Source organism: Flavobacterium xueshanense (genome assembly GCF_900112975.1).
Classification (GTDB): domain Bacteria; phylum Bacteroidota; class Bacteroidia; order Flavobacteriales; family Flavobacteriaceae; genus Flavobacterium; species Flavobacterium xueshanense.
In genome coordinates this window covers 118,157-141,551 of record NZ_FONQ01000004.1, presented here as the reverse complement: position 1 = coordinate 141,551, position 23,395 = coordinate 118,157, and the positions used below count along the sequence as shown (strand labels likewise).

At 34.5% G+C, this 23,395-nt stretch carries 23 protein-coding genes; 12 read left to right on the top strand and 11 right to left on the bottom strand.

Annotated elements, in window-relative coordinates:
* Positions 1-126: 126 nt before the first annotated feature.
* Entirely contained in the window at positions 127-963 is an 837-nt protein-coding gene (locus BMZ76_RS06250; RefSeq protein ID WP_091204007.1) for a DUF6929 family protein, read from the bottom strand.
* A gap of 197 nt (positions 964-1,160) precedes the next feature.
* Here BMZ76_RS06250 and BMZ76_RS06245 point away from each other — a divergent pair, with 197 nt between their 5' ends.
* On the top strand, positions 1,161-2,042 hold the full coding sequence (locus tag BMZ76_RS06245) for a PPK2 family polyphosphate kinase (RefSeq protein WP_091204004.1): 882 nt from the start codon (positions 1,161-1,163) through the stop codon (positions 2,040-2,042).
* 113 nt (positions 2,043-2,155) lie between these two features.
* Here BMZ76_RS06245 and BMZ76_RS06240 read toward each other — a convergent pair whose 3' ends face one another.
* Complete coding sequence (locus BMZ76_RS06240; RefSeq protein WP_091204002.1) at positions 2,156-2,737, bottom strand: hypothetical protein; 582 nt, start codon at positions 2,735-2,737, stop codon at positions 2,156-2,158.
* A gap of 224 nt (positions 2,738-2,961) precedes the next feature.
* On the opposite strand from BMZ76_RS06240, the gene BMZ76_RS06235 reads away from it, so the two are divergent.
* From BMZ76_RS06235 to BMZ76_RS15880, 3 genes are all read left to right on the top strand, one after another.
* A complete protein-coding gene (locus BMZ76_RS06235) occupies positions 2,962-4,344 on the top strand; it encodes an MATE family efflux transporter (RefSeq protein ID WP_091204127.1) in 1,383 nt (460 codons plus the stop codon).
* Between the two features lie 28 nt (positions 4,345-4,372).
* Positions 4,373-4,600 carry a hypothetical protein gene (locus BMZ76_RS06230; RefSeq protein ID WP_091204000.1) on the top strand — a complete coding sequence of 76 codons (228 nt, stop codon included), beginning with the start codon at positions 4,373-4,375 and terminating at the stop codon, positions 4,598-4,600.
* A 105-nt stretch (positions 4,601-4,705) separates the two neighbouring features.
* Positions 4,706-4,864: a hypothetical protein gene (locus tag BMZ76_RS15880; protein WP_167547429.1), complete on the top strand. Its 159-nt coding sequence runs from the start codon at positions 4,706-4,708 to the stop codon at positions 4,862-4,864.
* Between the two features lie 4 nt (positions 4,865-4,868).
* Here the strand turns inward: BMZ76_RS15880 and meaB are convergent, their stop codons facing one another.
* Positions 4,869-5,960, bottom strand: coding sequence for a methylmalonyl Co-A mutase-associated GTPase MeaB (gene meaB / locus BMZ76_RS06225; RefSeq protein ID WP_167547428.1), 1,092 nt, complete (start codon positions 5,958-5,960; stop codon positions 4,869-4,871).
* 166 nt (positions 5,961-6,126) lie between these two features.
* Here meaB and BMZ76_RS06220 point away from each other — a divergent pair, with 166 nt between their 5' ends.
* From BMZ76_RS06220 to BMZ76_RS06210, 3 genes are all read left to right on the top strand, one after another.
* On the top strand, positions 6,127-7,038 hold the full coding sequence (locus tag BMZ76_RS06220; RefSeq protein WP_091203995.1) for an AEC family transporter: 912 nt from the start codon (positions 6,127-6,129) through the stop codon (positions 7,036-7,038).
* Positions 7,039-7,090: 52 nt separating this feature from the next.
* The gene (locus BMZ76_RS06215) at positions 7,091-8,302 is read left to right on the top strand and encodes an MFS transporter (RefSeq protein ID WP_091203993.1); all 1,212 of its coding nucleotides are present in this window, start codon (positions 7,091-7,093) and stop codon (positions 8,300-8,302) included.
* A gap of 235 nt (positions 8,303-8,537) precedes the next feature.
* Entirely contained in the window at positions 8,538-9,176 is a 639-nt protein-coding gene (locus tag BMZ76_RS06210) for a peroxiredoxin (RefSeq protein ID WP_091203989.1), read from the top strand.
* A 197-nt stretch (positions 9,177-9,373) separates the two neighbouring features.
* Here the strand turns inward: BMZ76_RS06210 and BMZ76_RS06205 are convergent, their stop codons facing one another.
* From BMZ76_RS06205 to BMZ76_RS06175, 7 genes are all read right to left on the bottom strand, one after another.
* Entirely contained in the window at positions 9,374-10,255 is an 882-nt protein-coding gene (locus tag BMZ76_RS06205; RefSeq protein ID WP_091203986.1) for a DMT family transporter, read from the bottom strand.
* Positions 10,255-10,836, bottom strand: coding sequence for a GDP-mannose pyrophosphatase NudK (nudK, locus tag BMZ76_RS06200; RefSeq protein WP_091203983.1), 582 nt, complete (start codon positions 10,834-10,836; stop codon positions 10,255-10,257). Before nudK ends, BMZ76_RS06205 begins: the two co-directional genes overlap by 1 nt.
* 61 nt (positions 10,837-10,897) lie before the next feature.
* Positions 10,898-12,169 carry an adenylosuccinate synthase gene (locus BMZ76_RS06195; protein WP_091203980.1) on the bottom strand — a complete coding sequence of 424 codons (1,272 nt, stop codon included), beginning with the start codon at positions 12,167-12,169 and terminating at the stop codon, positions 10,898-10,900.
* A 31-nt stretch (positions 12,170-12,200) separates the two neighbouring features.
* Positions 12,201-12,683, bottom strand: coding sequence for a Fur family transcriptional regulator (locus BMZ76_RS06190; protein WP_091203940.1), 483 nt, complete (start codon positions 12,681-12,683; stop codon positions 12,201-12,203).
* 116 nt (positions 12,684-12,799) lie between these two features.
* Positions 12,800-15,022, bottom strand: coding sequence for a RelA/SpoT family protein (locus BMZ76_RS06185; protein ID WP_091203937.1), 2,223 nt, complete (start codon positions 15,020-15,022; stop codon positions 12,800-12,802).
* Between the two features lie 99 nt (positions 15,023-15,121).
* Positions 15,122-16,669: a serine hydrolase gene (locus tag BMZ76_RS06180; protein WP_091203935.1), complete on the bottom strand. Its 1,548-nt coding sequence runs from the start codon at positions 16,667-16,669 to the stop codon at positions 15,122-15,124.
* Positions 16,670-16,760: 91 nt separating this feature from the next.
* On the bottom strand, positions 16,761-17,546 hold the full coding sequence (locus BMZ76_RS06175; protein ID WP_091204125.1) for a TrmH family RNA methyltransferase: 786 nt from the start codon (positions 17,544-17,546) through the stop codon (positions 16,761-16,763).
* A 162-nt stretch (positions 17,547-17,708) separates the two neighbouring features.
* Here BMZ76_RS06175 and BMZ76_RS06170 point away from each other — a divergent pair, with 162 nt between their 5' ends.
* From BMZ76_RS06170 to BMZ76_RS06150, 5 genes are read left to right on the top strand one after another with little or no spacing between them, the layout of a single operon-like run.
* Positions 17,709-18,311, top strand: coding sequence for a trimeric intracellular cation channel family protein (locus BMZ76_RS06170; RefSeq protein WP_091203933.1), 603 nt, complete (start codon positions 17,709-17,711; stop codon positions 18,309-18,311).
* 35 nt (positions 18,312-18,346) lie between these two features.
* A complete protein-coding gene (locus BMZ76_RS06165; RefSeq protein WP_091203931.1) occupies positions 18,347-19,297 on the top strand; it encodes a GNAT family N-acetyltransferase in 951 nt (316 codons plus the stop codon).
* Positions 19,294-20,424: a DegT/DnrJ/EryC1/StrS family aminotransferase gene (locus BMZ76_RS06160; protein WP_091203929.1), complete on the top strand. Its 1,131-nt coding sequence runs from the start codon at positions 19,294-19,296 to the stop codon at positions 20,422-20,424. Before BMZ76_RS06165 ends, BMZ76_RS06160 begins: the two co-directional genes overlap by 4 nt.
* Positions 20,425-20,994 carry an acyltransferase gene (locus BMZ76_RS06155; protein WP_091203927.1) on the top strand — a complete coding sequence of 190 codons (570 nt, stop codon included), beginning with the start codon at positions 20,425-20,427 and terminating at the stop codon, positions 20,992-20,994.
* The gene (locus tag BMZ76_RS06150; RefSeq protein ID WP_091203926.1) at positions 20,994-22,295 is read left to right on the top strand and encodes an O-antigen translocase; all 1,302 of its coding nucleotides are present in this window, start codon (positions 20,994-20,996) and stop codon (positions 22,293-22,295) included. Before BMZ76_RS06155 ends, BMZ76_RS06150 begins: the two co-directional genes overlap by 1 nt.
* Here the strand turns inward: BMZ76_RS06150 and BMZ76_RS06145 are convergent.
* Positions 22,243-23,394 (bottom strand): glycosyltransferase family protein, encoded by a 1,152-nt coding sequence (locus BMZ76_RS06145; protein WP_091203924.1) that lies wholly within the window; start codon positions 23,392-23,394, stop codon positions 22,243-22,245. The two genes, BMZ76_RS06150 and BMZ76_RS06145, sit on opposite strands and share 53 nt — an antisense overlap.
* Position 23,395: the final 1 nt, after the last annotated feature.

Sequence of the window (23,395 nt, the reverse complement as noted above, 5' to 3'; positions counted from 1 at the left end):
TTTAATTATTTAATGCCAATAAATGGCTTAGTTTACTGTAAAAATACCTCGTTTTAAATTTTAAATCTATTTTGGTTTTCTATTTAATCTAAATTTAACGTTATATTATTTTTGTCGAAAGAAACATCATTTTTTGTCCAAAGTCAATTTGTAAATGGCTGTTTCCAAAACTTCGGTGTCTTTGTCTTCACAAAGCAAGAACTCGATTTTCTCTTTTGAATTGGCGTATAAAGTCAATCCTTCGAATTTATGGGTGTTGCTTATTTTTTGAGTGAAATCGATTTTCATGGTTTTCAAGTTAATGCTCCCAATTAAACTTCCTAGAACTTCGCCATCATCATACGTAGATTCGGTATCTTCGGCTGTCGCCAAAAAATAAATGCTGTCATCGATTAAAATTCCGTCGGTAAAACTGCTGCGTACTCCTTTTATTTTAGGGAGTCTGTAGGTGTTCGAAAGAATAGTGAAATCGTTGTTCAGGTTTTTTCCTTCGATGGTGAAAAGGACATTTTTATTGGAACTTCCGTTACCGCGATTCAATAAAAACCAACTTTCGCCATTGTAGATGGCGCCTTCGATATTGAAATCTTCGGGTTTTATTTCCCCGAAATTTTGCATGACTGAATACAAATCGGCGAAGTGATTTGTGGCGATTATTTTTTTATCAGTAGAATTGACTTGTATCATTTTGTTCCTTTTTTCGGTGGAACCAGAGCCAAAAACATACAGACTATCTCCAAAAGCGGTTATGGCTTCAAAATCAGCTTTGTCTTTTTTGAGCATGTTCTCTACTGGATTTTCCAGTAAGGTATGGCGCTTTAAATCTTTGGAGTCCATTTGGTATTCGTAAAGAAAGCCGCTGTTGTCACCTATAATCAGTAGTGAATTGTCTTTATAAAGAAGTCCTGATGCAGAACCAATACCGACGATTTGAAACAGTAATTCGAGTGTAAATTTTTCCATTATTTTTTGTTTTGTAAACGAGTGCCTAGCCCAGATAGTAGTGGAAATCCTTTCTAGTCCTGAACTTGTTTCAGGATCCTGAAATAAGTTCAGGACTAGAAAGATTGCAACGAATAGCTGGAAAATGCTCCTGAAATTCATCAGGATTAATCTTTATAATTTGTTATATTTGAGTTTACAAAGATAAAATATTTCTTATGAAGTCTATAAATCCCGATGATTTTAAAGTGATTGGCAAAATTGAATTCGCCAAAATCCCTACTAATTTGTTCAATGGAGCCAGTGATGATGCCAAAGAGGAAAAACTGGATAAAGTTCAGGCGAAATTGAGCGAGTTGCAGGATGTGATGTACGCGCACAATCGATACGGGGTTTTAATTTGTTTGCAAGGAATGGATACTTCGGGCAAGGATAGTCTGATTCGGGAAGTTTTTAAGGAATTTAATCCGCGTGGTGTTGAGGTGAATAGTTTTAAAACTCCCAATTCAACCGAATTGGAACACGATTATTTGTGGCGACATTATTTGGCTTTGCCAGAAAAAGGAAAATTTGCAGTATTTAACAGAACGCATTATGAGAATGTTTTGGTTACACGCGTGCATCCGGAATATATTTTGAATGAAAATTTGCCACGAATTGAAAAGGTGGAAGACATTACGCCAAAGTTTTGGCAAAACCGTTTGGAGCAAATAAATAATTTTGAAAAGCACATCGCGCAAAACGGAACAATTGTTTTGAAATTTTATTTTCATTTGAGTAAAGAAGAGCAACGCAAACGCTTGCTGCGAAGATTAGAAGAAGTGGAGCACCATTGGAAATTTTCACCCGGAGATTTGAAAGAACGCGAACATTGGGATGAATACATGCAGTACTATGAGGAGACGATTAATAAAACGGCTACCGAATATGCACCTTGGTATATTATTCCTGCTGATGATAAAGAAATGGCGCGGTATATTGTTGCTAAAATAATTTTGGAAGAAATGCAAAAGCACACTGATATTCAAGAGCCACAAATGGATGAAAAAATTAGGGAAAATATTGAAATGTATAAAGAGATTTTGAAGAAGGAAGATTAATTTACAGTTGTATTCTAAAATAAAGTTATTGCAGGTTTTATGACCCGTTAAAATTTAAACAAAAAAAAATGCTCTGAACTCAGAGCATTTTTTATAACTAATTTAAAATAGTTTTACAGTTTGAAACCATAAGCTAATCTAACACCAACTTGTCCAACTCCTCTACCAAGAGAACCGTTACTGTTTAAACGATCAAAATGATTATAGTGTGTATAGTTCAAAGAAATATCTATGTATTTAGAAGCATAACCTATACTTGGAGATAACAATAAAGAAGTTTTGTCTCTGGTATTGTCTACATTACTTGCTGCAAATGCTGCACCAGCTTCTCCCATAACGTAAAATTGGTCTTCCCAAATAAAAGCTTTGAAACCCGCTTTGGCTGGGATGATACCTAAATCTTTTCCTTCTGTTTGACTATTAAACCCATCAGCTTTGCTTACAAATAAATTAGTGTAACCTGTAGTCAACGTTAAAGAGTATCTTTCTGATAAATCATATTGACCTCTAACATCAGCTCCTAGTGCCAATTTGTAAGGATCATTAACTGAATATCCTGCATTTGCACCAAATCCTAAACGGAATCCTTGATCGTAATTTGTTGCTTTGTTTGTTTCTTGAGCTTGTACATTGTTAGCAAACATCATTGAGATTGTAAGTGCTAATGCGAATTTAATTTTTCCTGCGATTTTCATAATTGTATTTTTTAATATTTTCGTTGTTTTTATAGGTTTTGTTTAGCTATAAACAACAGCGCAAAACTAAGTTTTCTAGTTTTTAAAAAGTTATAGAATTATGTCGATTTGTTATAGAATTCCTTGTTCTATTTACTAACAATTAAAAAAACAGTTGTTTAAAATGCAATAGTATCAACACAATTCAAAGCTTCTAATTATCTTTGTCCAAAAAAAGACAAAAAGTGAATTTATCTAAATACTTCAAAGAGTTTTCTTATAATATTACATTAGCTTATCCTGTAATTTTGGGAATGTTAGGGCATACGTTAATAGGTATTGTTGATAATTTCATGGTAGGAAAATTGGGTTCTACGGAGTTGGCGGCCGTTTCGCTGGGTAATAGCTTCATTTTTATTGCTTTGTCTTTAGGAATAGGGTTTTCTACCGCAATTACTCCTTTAGTTGCTGAGGCTGATGCCGAAAAAGACGATCAAAAAATCCGTACTACTTTTCACCATGGATTGCTTTTATGTACGGTTTTAGGAGTGGCATTGTTTATTTTGACGGTGCTTTCAAAACAGATTATGTATTTAATGCACCAACCCAAAGAAGTGGCTGAGATGGCCGCTCCATATATTGATTGGGTGGCGTTTTCATTGATTCCAGTGATTATCTATCAGGGATACAAACAATTTGCAGATGGTTTAGCCAAAACAAAATATTCGATGTATGCTATTTTTATGGCAAACGTGGTGCATATCTTCTTTAATTACGTACTGATTTACGGGATTTGGATTTTTCCAAAATTAGGAATTCTGGGAGCCGCATTAGGAACTGTTTTGTCCAGAATAATGATGGTAGTTTTCATGCATTATCTGATGAAACGAAACTCAGCTTTGAAAAAATATTTTAAAAACTTTAGTTTCAAAGAAATCCGAAAATCAATTTTGAAAAAAATCATTAATCTTGGTTTGCCGTCAGCGATGCAAATGCTGTTTGAAGTAACGTTATTTACCGCTGCCATTTGGCTTTCTGGTTCTTTGGGTAAAAATAGCCAGGCTGCCAATCAGATTGCACTTATTTTAGCTTCCTCCACTTTTATGGTAGCTATGGGATTAAGCGTAACCGCAATGATACGAGTGAGCCATACAAAAGGAATGAACGATTATAAAAAGTTGATTACTGTAGCGCGTTCTATTTTTTTATTGGCGATTATTCTAGAAACTTTCTTTGCAATAATATTTGTGGTATTTCATAATTTTTTACCGCATTTATTCTTGAATATGAATGATTCAGCTCAAATGCTGGATAACGAAGAAATTATCTTAATCGCGTCAAAATTGTTATTGATTGCGGCGATCTTCCAAATATTCGATGGAATTCAGGTCGTTGTTTTGGGAGCGTTACGTGGTTTGCAAGATGTAAAAATCCCCATGTACATAACTTTTGTGGCCTATTGGGTTATTGGTTTTCCTATTTCCTATTATTTAGGAAAATATACGGAATTGAAAGCCGTTGGAATCTGGATAGGACTTTTGGCGGGATTAACCGCTGCCGCTATATTTTTGTATATTCGCTTTGCGAGATTGACAAGAAAGTTGGTGGTACAAAACGAGAATAAATAAAAAAATAAATTACTTAAATATTAAATTAATGGAATTACCAAAATTTTTACTGGGCGATAATACTGATTTTCCCGAAGATATTTTCATCATACACCTTGATTACCCGAGATTTATCATCAATCTTAAAGATGATGAGGTAGAATTTATGGAAGAAGCAGAAGACCTTGACGAAGCAGAATTAAATGCTGAGATGGAAGGGTTAATTGTTCTTGCCAATGAGTTTTATGACAGAGAAATAAAACTTTACGAAGAGTAGCTGATTTCTTGTTTTAGTTAAATTGCTATTCCTATGTAAAATATATTTATGTAATCCCTGTTTGTTTTTGGCACATTACTCATAATTAAAGGGATTTTTGATTTTTTGCCTTTTGAAATTCGTGTAAATGAAAACTTTGATGATGCCTATAATTATGGACATGCTGCGGGTTATGTTATTGGTAAATTTGCTAAAATTGCCTTAGGGTTAATGATGATAAAATATGGTAAAGAAACCTATTTAGAGAGGAAGATGGTAAAGTAATATATTAGTCTTTTTTAAAATACTTTTCCAATAATTTTTGAGCGGCTGCAAAGGGTGAAATTTCATCATTTTGCACCGCTTTTTTAGTTGAATCCAATGATTTTTGAATTTCCGAATTATTGTAAAAATTGGTTTTCAATTGCTCGTTGATGGTTTCCAACATCCAATATTGGTTTTGTTCTTTCCGTTTTTCAAAGAAATAATTGTTGCCTTGTGTGAGTTCTAGGAATTTTTGAATGGTTTCCCAAACATCGGGTATTCCTTCATGTGTTATGGCGCTACAGGCAGCAGTTGTAGGAGTCCAACCTGATTTTTTGGCAGGAAAAAGATGCAAGGCCCTATTAAATTCCAGTTTGGCAAGATGCGCTCTTTTGACATTATCACCATCCGCTTTGTTGATGACAATAGCATCTGCCATTTCCATGATGCCGCGTTTGATGCCTTGCAATTCATCGCCGGCACCAGAAATTTTTAATAAAAGAAAAAAATCAACCATGCTGTGAACGGCGGTTTCACTTTGACCTACACCAACGGTTTCTATGATGATGGTGTCAAAACCGGCGGCCTCACAAAGCGTAATTGTTTCACGGGTTTTTCTAGCCACACCTCCTAATGTTTCCCCCGAAGCTGAGGGGCGTATAAAAGCATTCTTATCTTTCACCAGTTCTTCCATTCTGGTTTTGTCACCCAAAATACTTCCATGTGAAATCGTGCTGCTTGGATCAACGGCAAGTACGGCTACTTTTTTTCCTAAACTGGTCAAGTGTTTTCCAAAAGCTTCAATAAAGGTGCTTTTTCCAACGCCTGGGACACCTGTAATTCCTATTCGGACGGATTTTTTAGCATAAGGCAAACAGGCATTTATTACTTCATTGGCTTTAGCCAAATGACTTACATTCGTACTTTCGACTAAAGTAATCGCACGGCTAAGCGCAGTAATATTTTCGTCTAAAATTCCCTTAAAGAGTTCTTTTGCCGAAGGTTGTATTTTTCTAAATTGCTGAATATGCCCAACAGCAACAGCGCTGATAATTTCTGGAGCAGAAATTCCGGGTTTTTCGTTTAAGGCGCTTGGATTTTGTTTTTTATTTGGCAAAATTATTTTTTAGAATAGTAAAAATAATAAAAACTATCTTGAATAGACGGTCATTCTCTTAAAATGTCATTTCATTTTATTGGTTCCTCTTTCGTTGACGATATATCACAAATTTTATTTTTTTGAATTCATTTTATTTCTCATTAGTTAATATCTTTGCTGTATTATGTCCAACTTCATCCTAATTTTTGCTTTTTTATTCTTAGGCATTGTATTACAAAATGTAAAAGGGTTCCCAGTAACTATTTACAAGCTATTAAACAAGATTGTTATTTACATCTGTCTTCCAGCTCTCGCCTTGTATTATATTCCAAAAATAAAATGGAGTACGGAATTGTTATTCCCAATTGGAGTCGCCTGGATTGGATTTGTGGTATCCTATTTATTTTTTAGTTTTTTAGGCAGCAAATTCGGATGGTCTAAAAAACTCATTGGTTGTTTAATTTTAACAGCTGGTTTGGGTAATACTTCCTTTTTAGGTTTTCCAATAATTGAAGCGTTGTACGGAGAAGAAGGTTTGAAAACAGCTATTCTAGTTGATCAACCGGGTTCTTTTGTGGTGCTTTCCACATTAGGAATTCTAGTGGCAACATTATATTCTAGTGGCAACCCAAATGGTTTTCAAATCGCCAAGAAAATTCTTCTTTTTCCTCCATTTATAACTTTTTTGATTGCCTGTTTGATGAATGTTTTTAATTTCGATTTCCATGAATACGTTCAGTTCTTATTACAAAAACTGGGAAGTGGAGTGACACCTTTGGCATTGCTTTCTGTTGGTTTGCAACTGCGTTTTGACCGGAAAAGCCAGCATTGGAAGTTTTTAGCATTGGGACTTTTATATAAATTAATATTGACTCCGGCTCTCATTTACGTGTTGTATGTCGTAATTTTGCAACAGCATTCTAAAATCATTCAAGTTGCCATAATGGAGTCAGCGATGGCACCTATGATTACCGCTTGTATTTTAGCATCTTCCCACGGTTTAAAGCCCCGTTTAAGCAGCATGATGATTGGTTTCGGAATTCCATTATCGTTTATCACCTTATTATTCTGGTATTTTGTCGTTCAGTATGTTTGAATTGTATAGAACCAAACTGAACCAATAATTAGTAATATAGTTTTTTAAAAATATGAATTCATCTCTTGATACTGCATCAAAAATTGATACAACTCCTATTGCGCAGCAAACCGTTTACTCTATATTATTTTCGATTGCATTCGCCCATTTATTGAATGATTTATTACAGTCGGTTATTCCGGCTGCGTATCCTATTTTAAAAGAAAATTTCAATTTAACATTCACACAAATCGGATTAATTACTCTGGCGTATCAGTTGGCAGCTTCTATATTGCAGCCTTTGGTGGGTTTATATACGGACAAAAAACCTAAACCCTTTTCTCAAATTTTCGGAATGCTCTTTACCTTATCCGGAATTGTATGTTTATCGTATGCTTCCAGTTTTTCAATGATCATAATTTCGGTTATTTTGGTTGGGATAGGTTCTTCCATTTTTCATCCTGAAGCGTCCCGAATTTCTTTTTTGGCATCTGGTGGAAAGCGTGGTTTGGCACAATCCATTTTTCAGCTGGGAGGGAATGCCGGAACTGCAATCGGACCTTTGTTAGTCGCCTTGATTGTAGTTCCTAATTCACAATATTACATCATTTGGTTTGTGGTTGTTGCCATCATTGGATTGATTGTTTTGAGTAGAATTGCGCTGTGGTACCAAAATCATTTGAGTTTAAAAACTGCAAAAAAACCCGTAATCGATTTGCCTAATTTGTCCCAAAAAACCATTGTTATTTCAGTGGCAATTTTGTTGGTTTTGATATTTTCAAAATTCTTTTACATGGCAAGTATGTCCAGTTATTTTACGTTTTACTTAATCGAAAAATTTGGATTATCGGTACAGGAAGCGCAATTTCATTTGGTTTTATTCTTGGCGTCTTGTGCCATTGGAACTTTGATCGGAGGGCCGATAGGCGATAAATTCGGGAGGAAATATGTGATTTGGTGTTCGGTTTTGGGAGCCGCACCTTTTACTTTATTGTTGCCATATGTTGATTTGTTTTGGACAGGCGTTTTATCAATCTTAATTGGAATCATAATCTCCTCTGCATTTCCTGCAATCTTGGTATATGCACAAGAATTATTGCCTAAAAAACTCGGAATGGTTTCTGGTCTTTTCTATGGTTTTGCCTTTGGAATGGGCGGTTTGGGTTCTGCTTTATTGGGAAATCTTGCAGATTATACTAGTATAACTTACGTGTATTATCTTTGTGCGTATTTGCCTTTGATAGGGATTATAGCGCTCTTTCTGCCTAATTTAAAGAAAAAATAAGACTTCTTTTCAGGAGCTTTCTCCTGCTCTGCACTGTATCTTTTGTTTTTTAAAGAAAAAAACAAAAGGATGCCGTTACGATCAGGGCTAAGGCATTTTGTTTCCTGATTGCATTATTTTGGAAGTATTGCTTTCTGTTTTTAAAAAAAATTAATACAATTTTAAGATTAATTTTCTCCTTTATTGCTTTTATTTCAATAACTTACAGTGTTACTAATCAATAAATTAAATTACTATGGCAACATTACGATTAGGCGATATTGCTCCTGATTTTGAAGCAGAAACGTCACAAGGAAAAATAAATTTTCATGAATGGTTGGGAGATTCTTGGGGAGTTCTATTCTCCCATCCAGCTGATTTTACACCTGTTTGTACCACTGAATTAGGAACGGTTGCAAATTATTATCCCGAATTTGAAAAACGAAATGTAAAAGTAATCGCTTTGAGTGTCGATGGAGTTGAATCGCACATGGAGTGGATCAAAGACATCAATGAAACTCAAAATACAACTGTAAATTTCCCAATAATTGCTGACGAAGACAAGCATATTGCTGAATTGTATGATATGATTCATCTCAATGCAAGTGAGAGTCTCACCGTTCGTTCTGTTTTTATAATTGCACCAGATAAGAAAATAAAATTAACGCTGACGTATCCAGCTTCAACTGGTCGAAATTTCGATGAATTATTACGTGTAATTGATAGTTTGCAGTTGACAGCGAAATACAATGTAGCCACACCAGCAAACTGGAAAGATGGGGACAAGGTGGTAATCTCGACCTCGGTTAAAGACGAAGATATTGCCGCTAAATTTCCAAAAGGCTACGATAGGATAAAACCTTATTTAAGAATGACACCACAACCTAATAAATAGTAAATTTTTAGAACACTTTATAAATAGAAAAGCAGAATGAATTTATTTTTCATTCTGCTTTTTTTTTGCATGAAGCATTTGAAATTTAGGTATGTGCGTTTTTTAATGGAATAAATAACATCGTCAAATGTGCTCGTAACTTCTTAATCTCATTGTTGGAATTACCAATTAGTTCAGTACTAAAAAATACTGAATCGTTACTTCTTATTGGTAATTAATAACCCGGAAATAATGATTCCCATGCTAATGATTTGGGTTAGCAAAATGGCTTGATTTAGAAAAAAATACGCCAGAATCCCACTGAATACGGGAATCAAATAATAAATTAATGCGGTTTTTGATGTGCCAATTAATCGAATAGCTTCGTTCCATAAATAAAATGAAATTAAGGAAGCGCAAACGCCAACATAGCTGATTACCAAGGTTGTTTTAGTGTCAAAAATCACTTTTTGATAATATATATGTTCGTACATATAAAAAGGGAGCAGTAAAATTGTACCGATAACAAATACACTAAACAAAAATACTTTTGGTGTTAATTCATCTGGTTTTTGGCGGACTAGTATCGTGTAATATGCAAAAAAGAAGCAAGCCGCAAGCATTAGCAAATCCCCAATGGTAAAGTTGATATGGAGTAATGCTTGCAGGGAACCTTTGGAAATAAGCACCAGAACCCCTGTGATTATGGTTACAATTCCCACTATTTTTGTATTGGATACTTTCTCTTTAAAAATAATTCTGGAGAGGACAACAATAAATAAGGGAATCGAAATGGCAATTAAAGATAAATTGACTGCACTTGTTGTTTTTCCTGCAAAATAAATCAGCGTGTTAAAAATAGTGATGCCCAATACTGCGGTAAGCGTAAGATACCGAATGTGTTTTTTTACAATTTTGAAACTTTCAACAGTACTTTTTATGGCAAATAGAACCAGAACAATACAAGCAACTGTCCATCGCCAAAAAGCCAGTCCAATAGGAGGAATATGACCTTTTATACCACTGGCAATTACCATATTTGCAGACCAAAGCAAGGTTGCGAATAAGGCAAATAAAACTCCTTTAGTCGTATTGCTCATTAAACCAAGTTATGAATTTTGGCATGTTGTAATAACATAATCGTCTTTGCATCCTGCATTTGGCCGGATTCGATCATAGCATACGCTTCGTCAAAAGACATTTCCATCACATCTATATTTTCTTCTTCATGTGCTACTCCGCCACCGTCACTTACTTTCATGGATTCGTCGTATTCACCAACAAATAAATACAAAATTTCGGTTACTGCACCAGGAGACATATACGTTTCCATTACTTTTTTGACTTTAGAAATGCGATATCCTGTTTCTTCTTCTGTTTCCCGAATGATACATTGCTCTGGATTGTCTTGATCTAGAAGTCCGGCACAAACCTCAATCATCATTCCGGTTTCATTTCCGTTAAGGTAAGTAGGCAGGCGAAACTGTCTCGTTAGAATAACTGTTTTTTGTTGTAGGTTGTAAAGTAAAATGGCTGCGCCGTTTCCTCTATCGTAGACTTCTCTTTTTTGTGTAATCCAAGAATCATCTTTTTTTTGATAATCGAAAGTTACTTTGTTTAAGATATACCAATTGTCGGAGAGCAATTCGGTTTTTTGTATTTTGATAGTTGGATTTTTCATTCGCTTGGATTGGTTTTTAAACTAAAAAAAACGCTCTGAATTTTCAGAGCGTTTTGTAATCTTATTTTAAAATAGTTTGCTTTCTGTCTGGACCTACAGAAACTATTTTGATAGGAACTTCCACTTCTTTTTCAATAAATGCAATGTAATCTTTCAACTCTGTTGGTAATTCATCATAAGTTGTCATGCCTGTCAAATCTTGTTTCCATCCTTTGAAATCCTGATAAACTGGAGTTACATTTTCTGGCTCGATGTTGTAAGGAAAATGAGAAATATTCTCCCCTTTGTAATTATATTCGGTACATACTTTCAACGTTTCAAATCCAGAAAGAACATCCCCTTTCATCATCATTAATTGCGTTACACCATTGACTTGAACAGCATATTTAAGTGCTACTAAATCTAACCAGCCACAACGTCTTTGTCTTCCGGTTACTGATCCAAATTCATTCCCTACACGTGCCATAGTAGCGCCATCTTCGTCAAAAAGTTCTGTTGGGAACGGGCCACTTCCTACTCGTGTTACATACGCTTTAAAAATCCCGTAAACTTCCTTGATTTTATTTGGAGCAATCCCTAAACCGGTACAAGCACCAGCAGCAGTGGTGTTAGAGGATGTTACAAATGGATAGGTTCCAAAATCAACGTCCAATAGTGAGCCTTGAGCACCTTCGCATAATATTGATTTACCGGCTTTTTGAGCTTGGTGTAAATATTCTTCGCTGTCGATAAAATCTAATTTTTTTAGTTCTTCAATAGCTTCAAAAAATTCTTTTTCTAATTCCTCTAAATTATATTGGATTGCAACATCGTAAAATTTGATCATTGCTTCATGCTTGTCGGCCAAAGCTCTGTAACGATCTGCAAAATCTTCTAATTCAATATCACCCACACGGATTCCGTTTCTTCCGGTTTTGTCCATGTATGTTGGACCAATTCCTTTTAAAGTAGAACCTATTTTTGCTTTCCCTTTTGAAGCCTCAGAAGCGGCATCTAATAAACGGTGTGTTGGTAAAATTAAATGCGCTTTTCTGGAAATGATTAATTTGTTCTTAATATCTAAATTAAATTTCTCAAGACCTTCGATTTCTTTTTGAAAAACTACAGGATCAATTACAACTCCGTTTCCAATGATGTTTACAGCAGTTTTATGAAAAATACCGGAAGGAATAGTTCTAAGAACATGTTTTATTCCATCAAATTCTAAAGTATGTCCTGCGTTTGGACCTCCTTGAAAACGAGCAATAATATCATAATTTGAAGTTAGAACATCAACAATTTTTCCTTTTCCTTCATCTCCCCATTGTAATCCTAGTAATAAATCTACCGCCATTCTGAATGTTATTTGTAGTTAGTTTTTATGTTTATGGACGATCTTTTTCGTCCAAGTTGTTTTTTTGTTTCTTGATTCCATAGAGATACAACGAGTGGTTGGTAATTTCTATATCGAATATTTCTTCGATTGTTTTCTTGATACTTTGAATTCTAGGATCACAAAACTCAATTACTTCACCAGTATCCGTCATTATAATATGATCGTGCTGCTTGTCAAAATATGATTTTTCGTAATGAGCCTGATTTTGTCCAAATTGGTGTTTTCGCACCAAAGCACAGTCCAATAATAATTCGATAGTGTTGTAAAGAGTTGCTCTACTCACACGATAGTTTTTGTTTTTCATTTTAATATAAAGATTCTCTACATCAAAATGTTCTTCGCTGTCGTAAATTTCCTGAAGGATAGCATAGCGTTCAGGAGTCTTTCTATGTCCTTTTTTTTCAAGATACATTGTAAAAACATTTTTTACAATTTCTTGGTTTTTGGTGTTATCGGTGGAAATGAGTGTCATATCTGGCAAAGATAAATTTTTTAGTTTAAAGTTTAAAGTTTCCGGTTTGTTTAGTTTCAAGTTTGTTTGGATTCAAGTTGGAGAACCTATTTCTAACAGAGAAACTTGAAACTTTTCTAAGTTTTATAAACTCTGGTAACCTTATCAATTCCGTCAATTTTTTTGATATTATTAATCATTTTTTTCAAAATGGTATTGTTTTGAACAATCACGGCTACCTGACCATGAAAAATTCCTGCATCGGTACTCAAAGAAATACTTTGAATATTAACATGCATGTTATTCGAAATTACTTTTGTCAATTGGTTGGTAAGCCCTAAAACATCCATACCGGTAATGTTTATAATGGCTTTGAATTCTTCCTGGGAAGAATCAATCCATTTTGCTGACATGATGCGATATGCATAATTTGATTGCATTCCAATGGCGTTTGGACAATCTTTCTTATGCACTTTTATACCTTCATTAATAGTTACAAAACCAAAAACGTCATCACCCGGAATTGGGTTGCAGCACGGCGATAGTTTATAATCGAGTTTGTCATGTTCTTTACCAAAAACAAGCATATCATAACTGCTGCTTATTACTGGTTTATGAATGTCCTCATCAGAAGTGGTACTTGGCGAGCGTTTCATTTTATTTTTGAAAAAATTAATGAAAGTATTGCTCTTTTGCGCAGCGTAATCTTTGAGTTGTTGGTTTTCGATAGCGCCAATTCCCACTCTGTAAAATAAATCTAAGCTTGTTTTTAATTTGAAAAAGTTGACTAATTCGTTAATCACTTGTTCGCTCAACGTTATTTTTAAATGCTTTAATTTTCGAGTCAACAGCTCTTTTCCTTCTTCACCAATTTTTTTGGTGTTTTCGTTTAGAACATTTTTTATCTTCGTTTTCGCTCTCGAAGTCGTTACGTAATCCAGCCAGTTGACGGTCGGTTTTTGATGTTGAGAAGTAATAACTTCTATTTGATCGCCACTTTTTAACACGAAATTCAAAGGAACTAATTTCCCATTGACACGTGTTCCTCTGGTGCGAATTCCTATTTCGGAGTGAATGCTGAACGCAAAATCAAGCGAAGTGGCACCTTTAGGCAATGATTTTATTTCTCCTTTTGGGGTAAAAACAAAGATTTCTTTGGAATATAAATTCATTTTGAAATCTTCTACAAAATCTACCGCATTTGTTTCAGAATTTTCTAAAGCTTCTTTTAATAAATTTAACCAAACATCCAAACCACTTTCTTCGGTAGCTCCGTTTTTGTATTTGTAATGTGCGGCATATCCTTTTTCAGCAATTTCATCCATACGTTCGCTTCGAACCTGTACTTCAACCCATCGACCTTTTGGTCCCATAACGGTAATGTGCAAGGCTTCGTAACCGGTTGATTTTGGTGATGAAATCCAGTCGCGCAATCGGCTTGGACTCGGTCTGTAATGATCCGTTACGATTGAATATATTTTCCAAGCAACAAATTTTTCTTCATGTGGAGTTGATTTGTATACAATACGCAACGCAAATTTATCGTACACTTCATCAAAACTCACGTTTTGCGCCTGCATCTTTCTGCGAATAGAATAGATAGATTTTGGGCGTCCTTTTATGATGTAATCAACCCCTTCAGCGTCTAATGAACTTTTTAATACATCCGAAATATCTTTTATGTAGGCATCCTGTTCCTCTTTAGTTTCTTTTATTTTGCTGACAATTTCATTATATACGGCAGGTTCCGTGTATTTTAAACCTAAGTCTTCCAGTTTAGTTTTTATGTTGTACAAGCCCAGTCGATGTGCCAATGGAGCATAAATGTATAAGGTTTCCGACGCAATTTTTGTCTGCTTGTCTTCCTGCATCGATTCCATGGTTTGCATGTTGTGCAAACGATCGGCGAGTTTAATCAGGATAACGCGAACATCATCGTTCAGGGTCAATATCATTTTACGGAAATTCTCTGCTTGCATGGACACATTCAAATCTCTTTGCACCAATGATATTTTTGTCAATCCCTCAACGATTTGAGCCACTTTTGGATTAAACAAACGTTCGATATCCTGAACTGTAGTTGGCGTATCTTCTACAACATCGTGCAGTAAAGCAGCAGCAATGGATGTAGCACCCAAACCTATTTCCGAAGCAACAATTTTTGCCACAGCAATCGGATGGAAAATATAGGCTTCACCGGATTTTCGTCGTTGTTCTTTATGCGCTTCTACAGAAACATCAAATGCTTTTCGGATGAGTTTTTTATCATCATCACTTAATGTTTGGTAGCTTATACGAAGTAATTCTTTGTATTCTTGAGCAATTGCTTTATTTTCTTTTTCTATATCAATTTCTATCATAACGGCATGGTTCAATTTCTAAAAATAGAAATTAGTTGGGAGATGTGCAAGTAAAAAAGGGTTTCGAGGTGTAAATAACAAAATTGACATTCAACATGATTATTGCACTTTACTAAAATCTAAGTCCTGAAAATCATAACTAAAATCAGTTAGCTCAGAAATGGGTTTCATGGTTAATTTTACTGCTTTTCCAGTGGCATCACATTCAAAAAATAAATGAGCATCAGCATGGAAATAGGCATTATCCCATTTTACAACATAATTAGTGTCCTTATAGAAAAAAACTTCGCCAGTAAGTTGTGGAGAGCGTTTCGAAGCAAAATATAATTTTCCTTTTCTCTCTGAAAGTACTACTTCACCAAACCAATTGTCTTTGTATGTTCCTGCAAAGCTTTTGAAATCAATTTTGATTTTGTCTTTTTTATTCTTGGCTACGGTTGCCCAAACTTCATCGGTTACTTTATCGGCAGAGGCTTCATTTTCTTTTAAGCTCGCACTATAATTAGTCACATAATCCGCGGATTGAATTCCTAAATAACTGTCTTTTATAGTATTGGTAATTGCTCTGAATGCAGCACCTGATTGCTGATTGGTCAATACAATAATCCCCAGATTTAATTCTGGTATAAGGGTGACTTGCGTAACAATTCCCTCTAAACCGCCAGTGTGCGTTACTTGTTTGTATCCTTTTACATCACTCAGGAACCAGCCCAGTCCATACCCACTGAAATGAGTGTTGTAAGGAGGTCTTGTGGTTGCAGGAATTATGGTTTGTAATTGCCACATTTCGGCATGTTCTTTTTTAGAAAATAATTGCTTATCATCTGCACCATATTTCCCGTTGTTCATTTGCATAATCGTCCATTTACTTAAATCATTTACACTGGAGTAAATGCCCGCAGCCGCATCAAAAAGTTGGTTTTGGTAGCGTTTGATCACTTTTAGTTTACCATCAATAGGAACGTGAGGTGCAATGATGTTTGTTGTGTCTTTTAAACGTAAAAAAGAAGCGGCGCTCTGCTCCATTTTTAAGGGTTTCATCATGCGCTCTTCCACAAAATCACACCAGCTCAAACCGCTCGCTACGCGAATGACTTCTCCGGCAACTATATACAGTAAATTGTCATAATCGTATTGTGTTCTAAATGCCGAAACCGGTTTTAAATATTGTAAATTCTGGATGATATCTAGTGCCGTAAAGTTACTTCCGTCAGGCCAAATCATCAAATCACCCGCGCCAAGTCCGAGTCCACTGCGATGTGTCAATAAATCCCGAATCGTAAACTCATTAGTTACATACTCATTATACATCTTGAAATTAGGAAGGTATTTGATGACTTTGTCGTCCCATTTTACTTTTCCTTCATCTACTAACATTGCTAAAGCGGCACTTGTAAAGGCTTTACTGTTGGATGCAATTCCAAAAAGCGTATTTGCATCCACTTTTTCATTCGTTAAAATTGATTTTACACCGTATCCTTTGGCGTGAATAATCTTTCCGTCTTTGACTATTGCCACTGCAATTCCAGGAACATTAAATGTTTTTAAAGTACGGTTGACTAGTTCATCCACTTGAGTCGAACTAATTTGTGCGAATGAAAAAGTGGTTGAAATTAATGCTATTGCAACGAATAATTTATTTTTCATAGTATCTATAGTATTTTATAAAATGGGTATGTCTTTATTAGTATTTACTTTTAAATCTGCAATCTAAAATCGTTAATCTATAATCAAAAAACTAGAATCCTCTTTGTCTTTTGGCTTCAAAAATTAAGATGGCTGCTGCAACGGAAACATTCATAGAATCAATTTCGCCCTGCATTGGAATAATAATATTTTGGGTCGCTTCTTTTCGCCATTCTTCCGTCAATCCAGTTGCTTCAGTACCCACTACCAGCGCTGTTGGCTTAGTATAATCTTGGGTATGATACGAAGTTGAGTTTTGTAAAGTTGCACAATAAAAATTAATATTTCGTTCTTTCAAAAAAGCAATAATTTCAGATGTATTTCCGGTTGCGATTTGGTTGGTGAACAAACAGCCCACGCTGGAACGCACAATATTTGGATTGTATAAATCGCTTTTTGGATTAGCAATAATCACCGCATCAAGATTAGCAGCATCGGCAGTACGCAATAAAGCGCCAATATTTCCCGGTTTTTCGGGTGCTTCGGCAACAAGAATTAGAGGGTTTTCGGATAATTTCAAATCGGATAATTTCATCGATTTGGTTTTGGCTACTGCCAAAATTCCTTCAGTAGTATCTCTGTAAGCCAGTTTTTGATAGACTTCTTTGTTGATTTCAATCAGTTCCGCATTTTTTGATAATTCTCTAGCGTCAGTTTCCGAACAAATTTCAGGTAGAAACAATAGCGTCTCCATTTCGTAGCCACCTTTGACCGCAATCGAAATTTCGCGTTTTCCTTCCATTAAAAAAGTGCCGGATTGTTTGCGTGCTTTCGATTTTTCCTGCAATTGCACTAAAGATTTTATGTACGGATTTTGTATTGAAGTAATTTGTTTCAAGATTTTCAACTATTTAATTAAAAGCTACAAAGATACATAGAGAAAATTCAGTTTTCTAATCCGATCCGAATATTTATTTGGAAGCAACATATTGATTAATAGTAGGTATTTCGAGCTGTTTTCACGAGTATTTTCTTTATTTTTGTCAAAATTGCAATTCTAATGTTTCACTTACTTGACATCATCGGTACAATGGCTTTTGCCATGTCAGGCGCATTGACCGCCATGAGTAAAAAACTGGATCCTTTTGGGGTTTTTATTATTGCATTTGTAACTGCGGTTGGTGGCGGAACCCTGCGAGACATCATGATTGGCAGAACGCCAGTAGGATGGATGCTTGATTTGAAATATGTTTATGTAATCATTATTGGGTTTGTTTTGGCAATCCTTTTCAGAAAAAAATTCGACAGATTACGAACTTCCTTATTTTTATTTGACACGATTGGATTAGGTGTTTTTACTCTAATTGGTCTTGAAAAAGGAATTAATATTGGGCTTCATCCAGTTGTTTGTATTGCTTTAGGAACCATGACGGCCTGTTTTGGAGGCGTGATTCGTGATATTTTGTGCACCGAAATCCCGGTTATTTTTAGAAGAGAAATTTATGCCACGATTTGTATTTTGGGCGGGATTGTTTTTTTCCTGCTTCGAAAATTGAATTTAGATAATGATATTTTATACTTGACCACTTCAATTGTTATTATTTCGGTTCGTTTTATGGCCGTAAAATTCAAATGGTATTTGCCCACTTTAGAACATAAATAAAAATTGATTACTTTCACGGAGTCTAAAATTTAACAGTGAAAAATTATTCTGTCAAACCATATCGGGAAAGTGATTATGCAAACTGGAATGCCTTTATTGGTCAGGCCAAAAATGCTACTTTTTTATTTCACCGAGATTTTATGGAATACCACAAAGATCGATTCAAGGATTTTTCGTTACTGGTTTTTGAAAATAAAAAACTGGTTGCTGTTTTGCCTGCAAATAGAGTTGAAGACATCGTTTATTCCCATCAAGGCTTGACGTATGGCGGACTGGTTTATTCCACGAAATTAAACGGAGAAAAAGTAGAAAATATTTTGGATTCTCTTATGTCTTTTTTTAAAGAAAATGAGGTGCAATCGTTCTATTTTAAACCAATTCCTTTATTTTATACATTAAAAGGCAATGCTGAAATGGATTTTTTTATGCTAAAAAAAGGAGCTTTTTTGGATAAAAAAGAAATGAATTTGGGCATCAATTTGTCCATGCCTTTGACAATTTCAAAAAGTAAATTAAAGCATTTCAGAAAAATTGAAGAACTCGATTTAGAACTGGTGGAAGAAAAACAATTAGAATTATTTTGGAAATTGGTTTTAGAGCCAAGATTATTGGAAAAGTATGACGCAAAACCGGTACATACACTACAAGAAATAGCAGCATTAAAAGAAAAATTTCCGAATAATATCAAACAGTTTTCAGTGTATTTTGAGGACGTTATTATTGCAGGTATTACACTTTTTGAGACGGAAACCGTTGTGAAATCGCAATATGGAGCTACCACTAAAAAAGGGGAAGAATTGCGCGCATTGGATTTTTTATTCATTAATTTGATACGAAAATACAAGAGCGAAGGCAAACTTTTTTTTGATATGGGGATCGTAAATGAAGACAATGAAAAAGGGTATCATGCCGGACTTTTAAAACAAAAAGAAGAATTAGGTTGTTCGGTTTATAGTCAGGATTTTTATAAAATAAATTTAATATGATACCATTTCTTGATTTAAAAAAGATAAATGAACCGTATGTAACAGCTTTTCAGGAAAAATTGAAAGCAGTTTTAAGTAATGGTTGGTATATTTTAGGAAATGAAGTCAAGGAATTCGAAACCAATTTTGCTAAGTATTGCGGCACAAAGTACTGTGTAGGTGTGGGAAATGGTTTTGATGCTTTAGTTTTGATTTTCAAAGGTTATATTCAATTGGGAAAATTACAAAAAGGCGATGAAGTCATAGTTCCTGCCAACACTTACATTGCGAGTATTTTAGCTATTATACAAGCTGATTTAATTCCTGTTTTGGTCGAGCCAAAGTTGGAAACCTACAACATCAATCCCAATTTAATTGCTGATAAGATTACCTCAAAAACCAAAGTGATTCTTGTCGTTCATCTGTATGGACAATTGGCAGAAATGGATGCAATACATGAAATTGCTTTTGCAAATGATTTGCTGGTTGTTGAAGATGCCGCTCAGGCCCACGGCGCAATCAGAAATCAAGAATCAGCACCCGAGACCGCAGGTCGAACTGACGAAGTAATCAAAAATCAAAAATCAAGTGTAGCGTATAGTTTTTATCCGGGGAAAAATTTGGGAGCGTTAGGCGATGGTGGCGCAGTAACTACAAATGATTTGGAATTGGCTAAAGTCATTCAGTCGCTCAGGAATTATGGTTCGGAAACGAAGTATTATAATGATAATATGGGTGTAAATTCAAGGTTAGACGAATTACAAGCCGGTTTCCTTAATGTTAAATTACCCAAATTAGATGCTGAAAATGAAAAGCGGAGAATAATTGCTAAACGGTATTTATCGGAAATTAAGAATGATAAAATAATTTTGCCTTTTTGGAATTTATCTAAAAACCATGTCTTTCATTTGTTTGTCATTCGAACACAAAACAGACTAAATTTACAAGAATATTTACATCAGAATAGTATTCAAACTGTCATACATTATCCCATTCCGCCGCACAATCAAAAAGCGTTATCAGCGTGGAATCATTTGTCTTTTCCTATTTCCCAAAAAATCCATGATGAAGTATTGAGTTTGCCCATAAGTCCAGTTTTGACAATGGATGAAGTGAGTCATATTATTGCAATTTTAAATCAATATTAGATGGGAATAATCAGTAGAATAAAACAATTTTGCTTTGTTACTTTGCGAATCAAAAAGTATGAATTCCTTTCCGATTGCAAAAGAGTTTCGGGAAAACCAAAGCTTTTCCATCCATTGCTTTTGAAAGGAAATGGGAAAATTCGTTTCGGGAACAATGTGCAAATTGGAGTAGTTTCTTCCCCTTACTTTTTTTCTGGCTACACCTATATTGAAGCCAGAAATGTATGTAGCGAGATCAATATTGGAAACAACGTTGCTATCAATAATGCTTTTTCTATTGTTTGTTTTTCGAAAGTTACAATTAAAGACAATGTTTTAATAGGAGGAAACTGTTCTATAATAGATAATGATGGTCATGATTTGAATACTAATAAAAGAAACCAAGAAAATCCAAATTCATTTCCGGTGTGTATTGGTGAAAATGTGTTCATTGGATCAAATGTTTCTATTTTAAAAGGAGTCGAAATCGGGGATAATTCTATTATTGGAAATGGATCTGTAGTAACTAAAGATATTCCTAAGAATGTTGTCGCTGCAGGAAATCCCGCTAAAGTCATAAGAAATTTATAATGTTGAAATCCATAAAACAAAACGCACTATTAAAAGTGGTATCTTTTAATTCTGTTTCGGTAGCGGTGAGTTTTGTTTTGGGAATTATATCCACGAAGATCGTGTCCGTTTATTTAGGAACTTCCGGAATGGCATTGTTAGGGAGTTTCAGAAATTTCGCAGCGATGATGAAGTCCGTTGCTACATTAGGCATCAACAATTCCTTCGTAAAATTATTCGTTGAAAATAAAGACGATAAGAAAGAATTAGGCGTTATTTATGCTACTTTTTTCTGGTTTTTCCTCATCGTTTCTGCAGTTTTGGCTTTGTTTATTTTAGTATTTGCTAATAGTATTTCCGAATTTTTATTCTTCAAAAAATCGTTTGCTTACCACATTCGTTTTTTTGGATTGCTGCTGCCTTTAATTGTTATCAATACATTTTGGATGGCAATTTATAACGCTTTAGAAAAGTATAAAAAAATTGTTGTTCTCCAGATTATTTCGAATGTGCTGATTTTTGGTTTTACCACTTTTTTAATAGTGAACAAAGCGATAAATGGAGGATTACTGGCAGTGGTTTTAGGCGAATTACTTATGGTATTAGTGACATTTGTATTTGTTTTAAAAGACAAAAGCTATTATTTTAAATTCAGTTTCCAAAATTTTTTAAAAAAGAAATACTTAAATGTCATCAAGAAATTTTCTTCGATGGCATTGTTAAGTGCTGTAATTGCTCCTGCAACATTAATGATTATCCGGAATTTCATTATTGAAAAGCATTCCATTCAAGATGCTGGAATTTGGGATGCAACCAATAAATTTTCCAGTTTTTATATGTTGGTTTTTAGTTCTGGATTATCACTCTATTACATGCCTAAATTAGCTTCTTTGACTACAGATGAAGATTTTAAAATGGAATTGAAATCCTATTTTAAAGTTTTTGTTCCGCTGTTTTTGACGGTATTAGTAGCTGTTTTTTTGTTGAAAGGAATTATATTGGATCTCGCTTTTACGGTAGCATTTTCAAAAGTAAATGAGGTGTTGATTTGGCAACTTTTAGGCGATTTTTTAAGGATAATGACATTGGCTTTTGGCTATCAAATCGTTGTAAAAGCAAGTGTTAAAAAATATTTTATTCTTGAAATAGTTTTTAATGTATCGTATCTTTTATTGTCTTTTTATTTAGTGCCACTTTTTTCTATTGAAGGAGCTTTGCAGGCGTATTTTTGTGCAAATTTAATTCTGTTTATTTTAATTTTATGGATGTTTAGGAAATTGTTTTTAAATCCCAAGCTTCCAAATACTGACTTGCAATACTAATATATTCATGCTCTTTCTCGATAAATGCTCTGGCACGTTTTCCAATTGCGACAATGGATTCGGGATTTTCAATTAAAAAGGAAAGCTCGTTTACTAAAGAATCTACATTTGGCAGCGCATTTATATTAATCTGTTCCTTTAGATTATAATGATCCATGAATTTTTTTCCACCACCTGTAAAAACTACTTTTCCTTTTGCCATAGCTTCCAGCGCATTGTAGCCCTGATCATCAGCATAAATTTGGTCCAATACGATTTGTGCAGAGTTGTATAAATTTATATAATCGGTATAAGGGAGGTTTTCGGTGATAATTACAGCTAATTTTTCAGCATATTTTTCCTGAATAATTTTCAACGCTTTTTCAAAATAAGAAATTCCTTTTTTGATGTAACTGGAGCGATTTATACCAAGAAAAATAACGATTTTATCATTCATTTTTTGTTCTTGAAATTCAATCTTTCTTGTGTTCACGGGATTTGGAATGAAATGAACCGAATATCCCATTTTTTCCATCGGAATTTTATAATCTAAATCGGAAGCAATTAGGTTTTGACAGTTTTTGACCAACCAGTCAAAGGTTTTTCGATAATTTTTGGTGGTGTACTTTAATGGATATTCAAAATGTTTTTTTAATGAATCATCTTTAAAATAAGGAGTCAAAATGCTATAATCGGATTCTTTTTTTAGCAAATAATCAATAACCGGGGTTTCATCACCACAAATTAAAAGGCTCCGATTTTTAATTTTTTTGAATATTTTTTTATAAAGAAATCGAGACAAAAAAGGGAATGTTTCAATAGCATCAGAATTAATCAGCTGTACGTGATCAAAGTTGTTTAATTGAGGTAATAGAAGATAAAAACGCAGACCTCTTTCGAATTTTTCTAAATCGATTCCAATGAGTATATGAATGAGATTTTTCAACTTTCGAGGCAGCCAATAACTGGCTAAAAAGGAGGAATGAAACGAATAATCAGAATCGAATTTCTTGAAATGGTCTCCTGATGACAATAAAATTACTTCATGCCCCAACACTACCAATCCTTCTTTTAAAGAATTATGCAATCGACTGTATTCGCCAATCAAAAGTATTTTCATT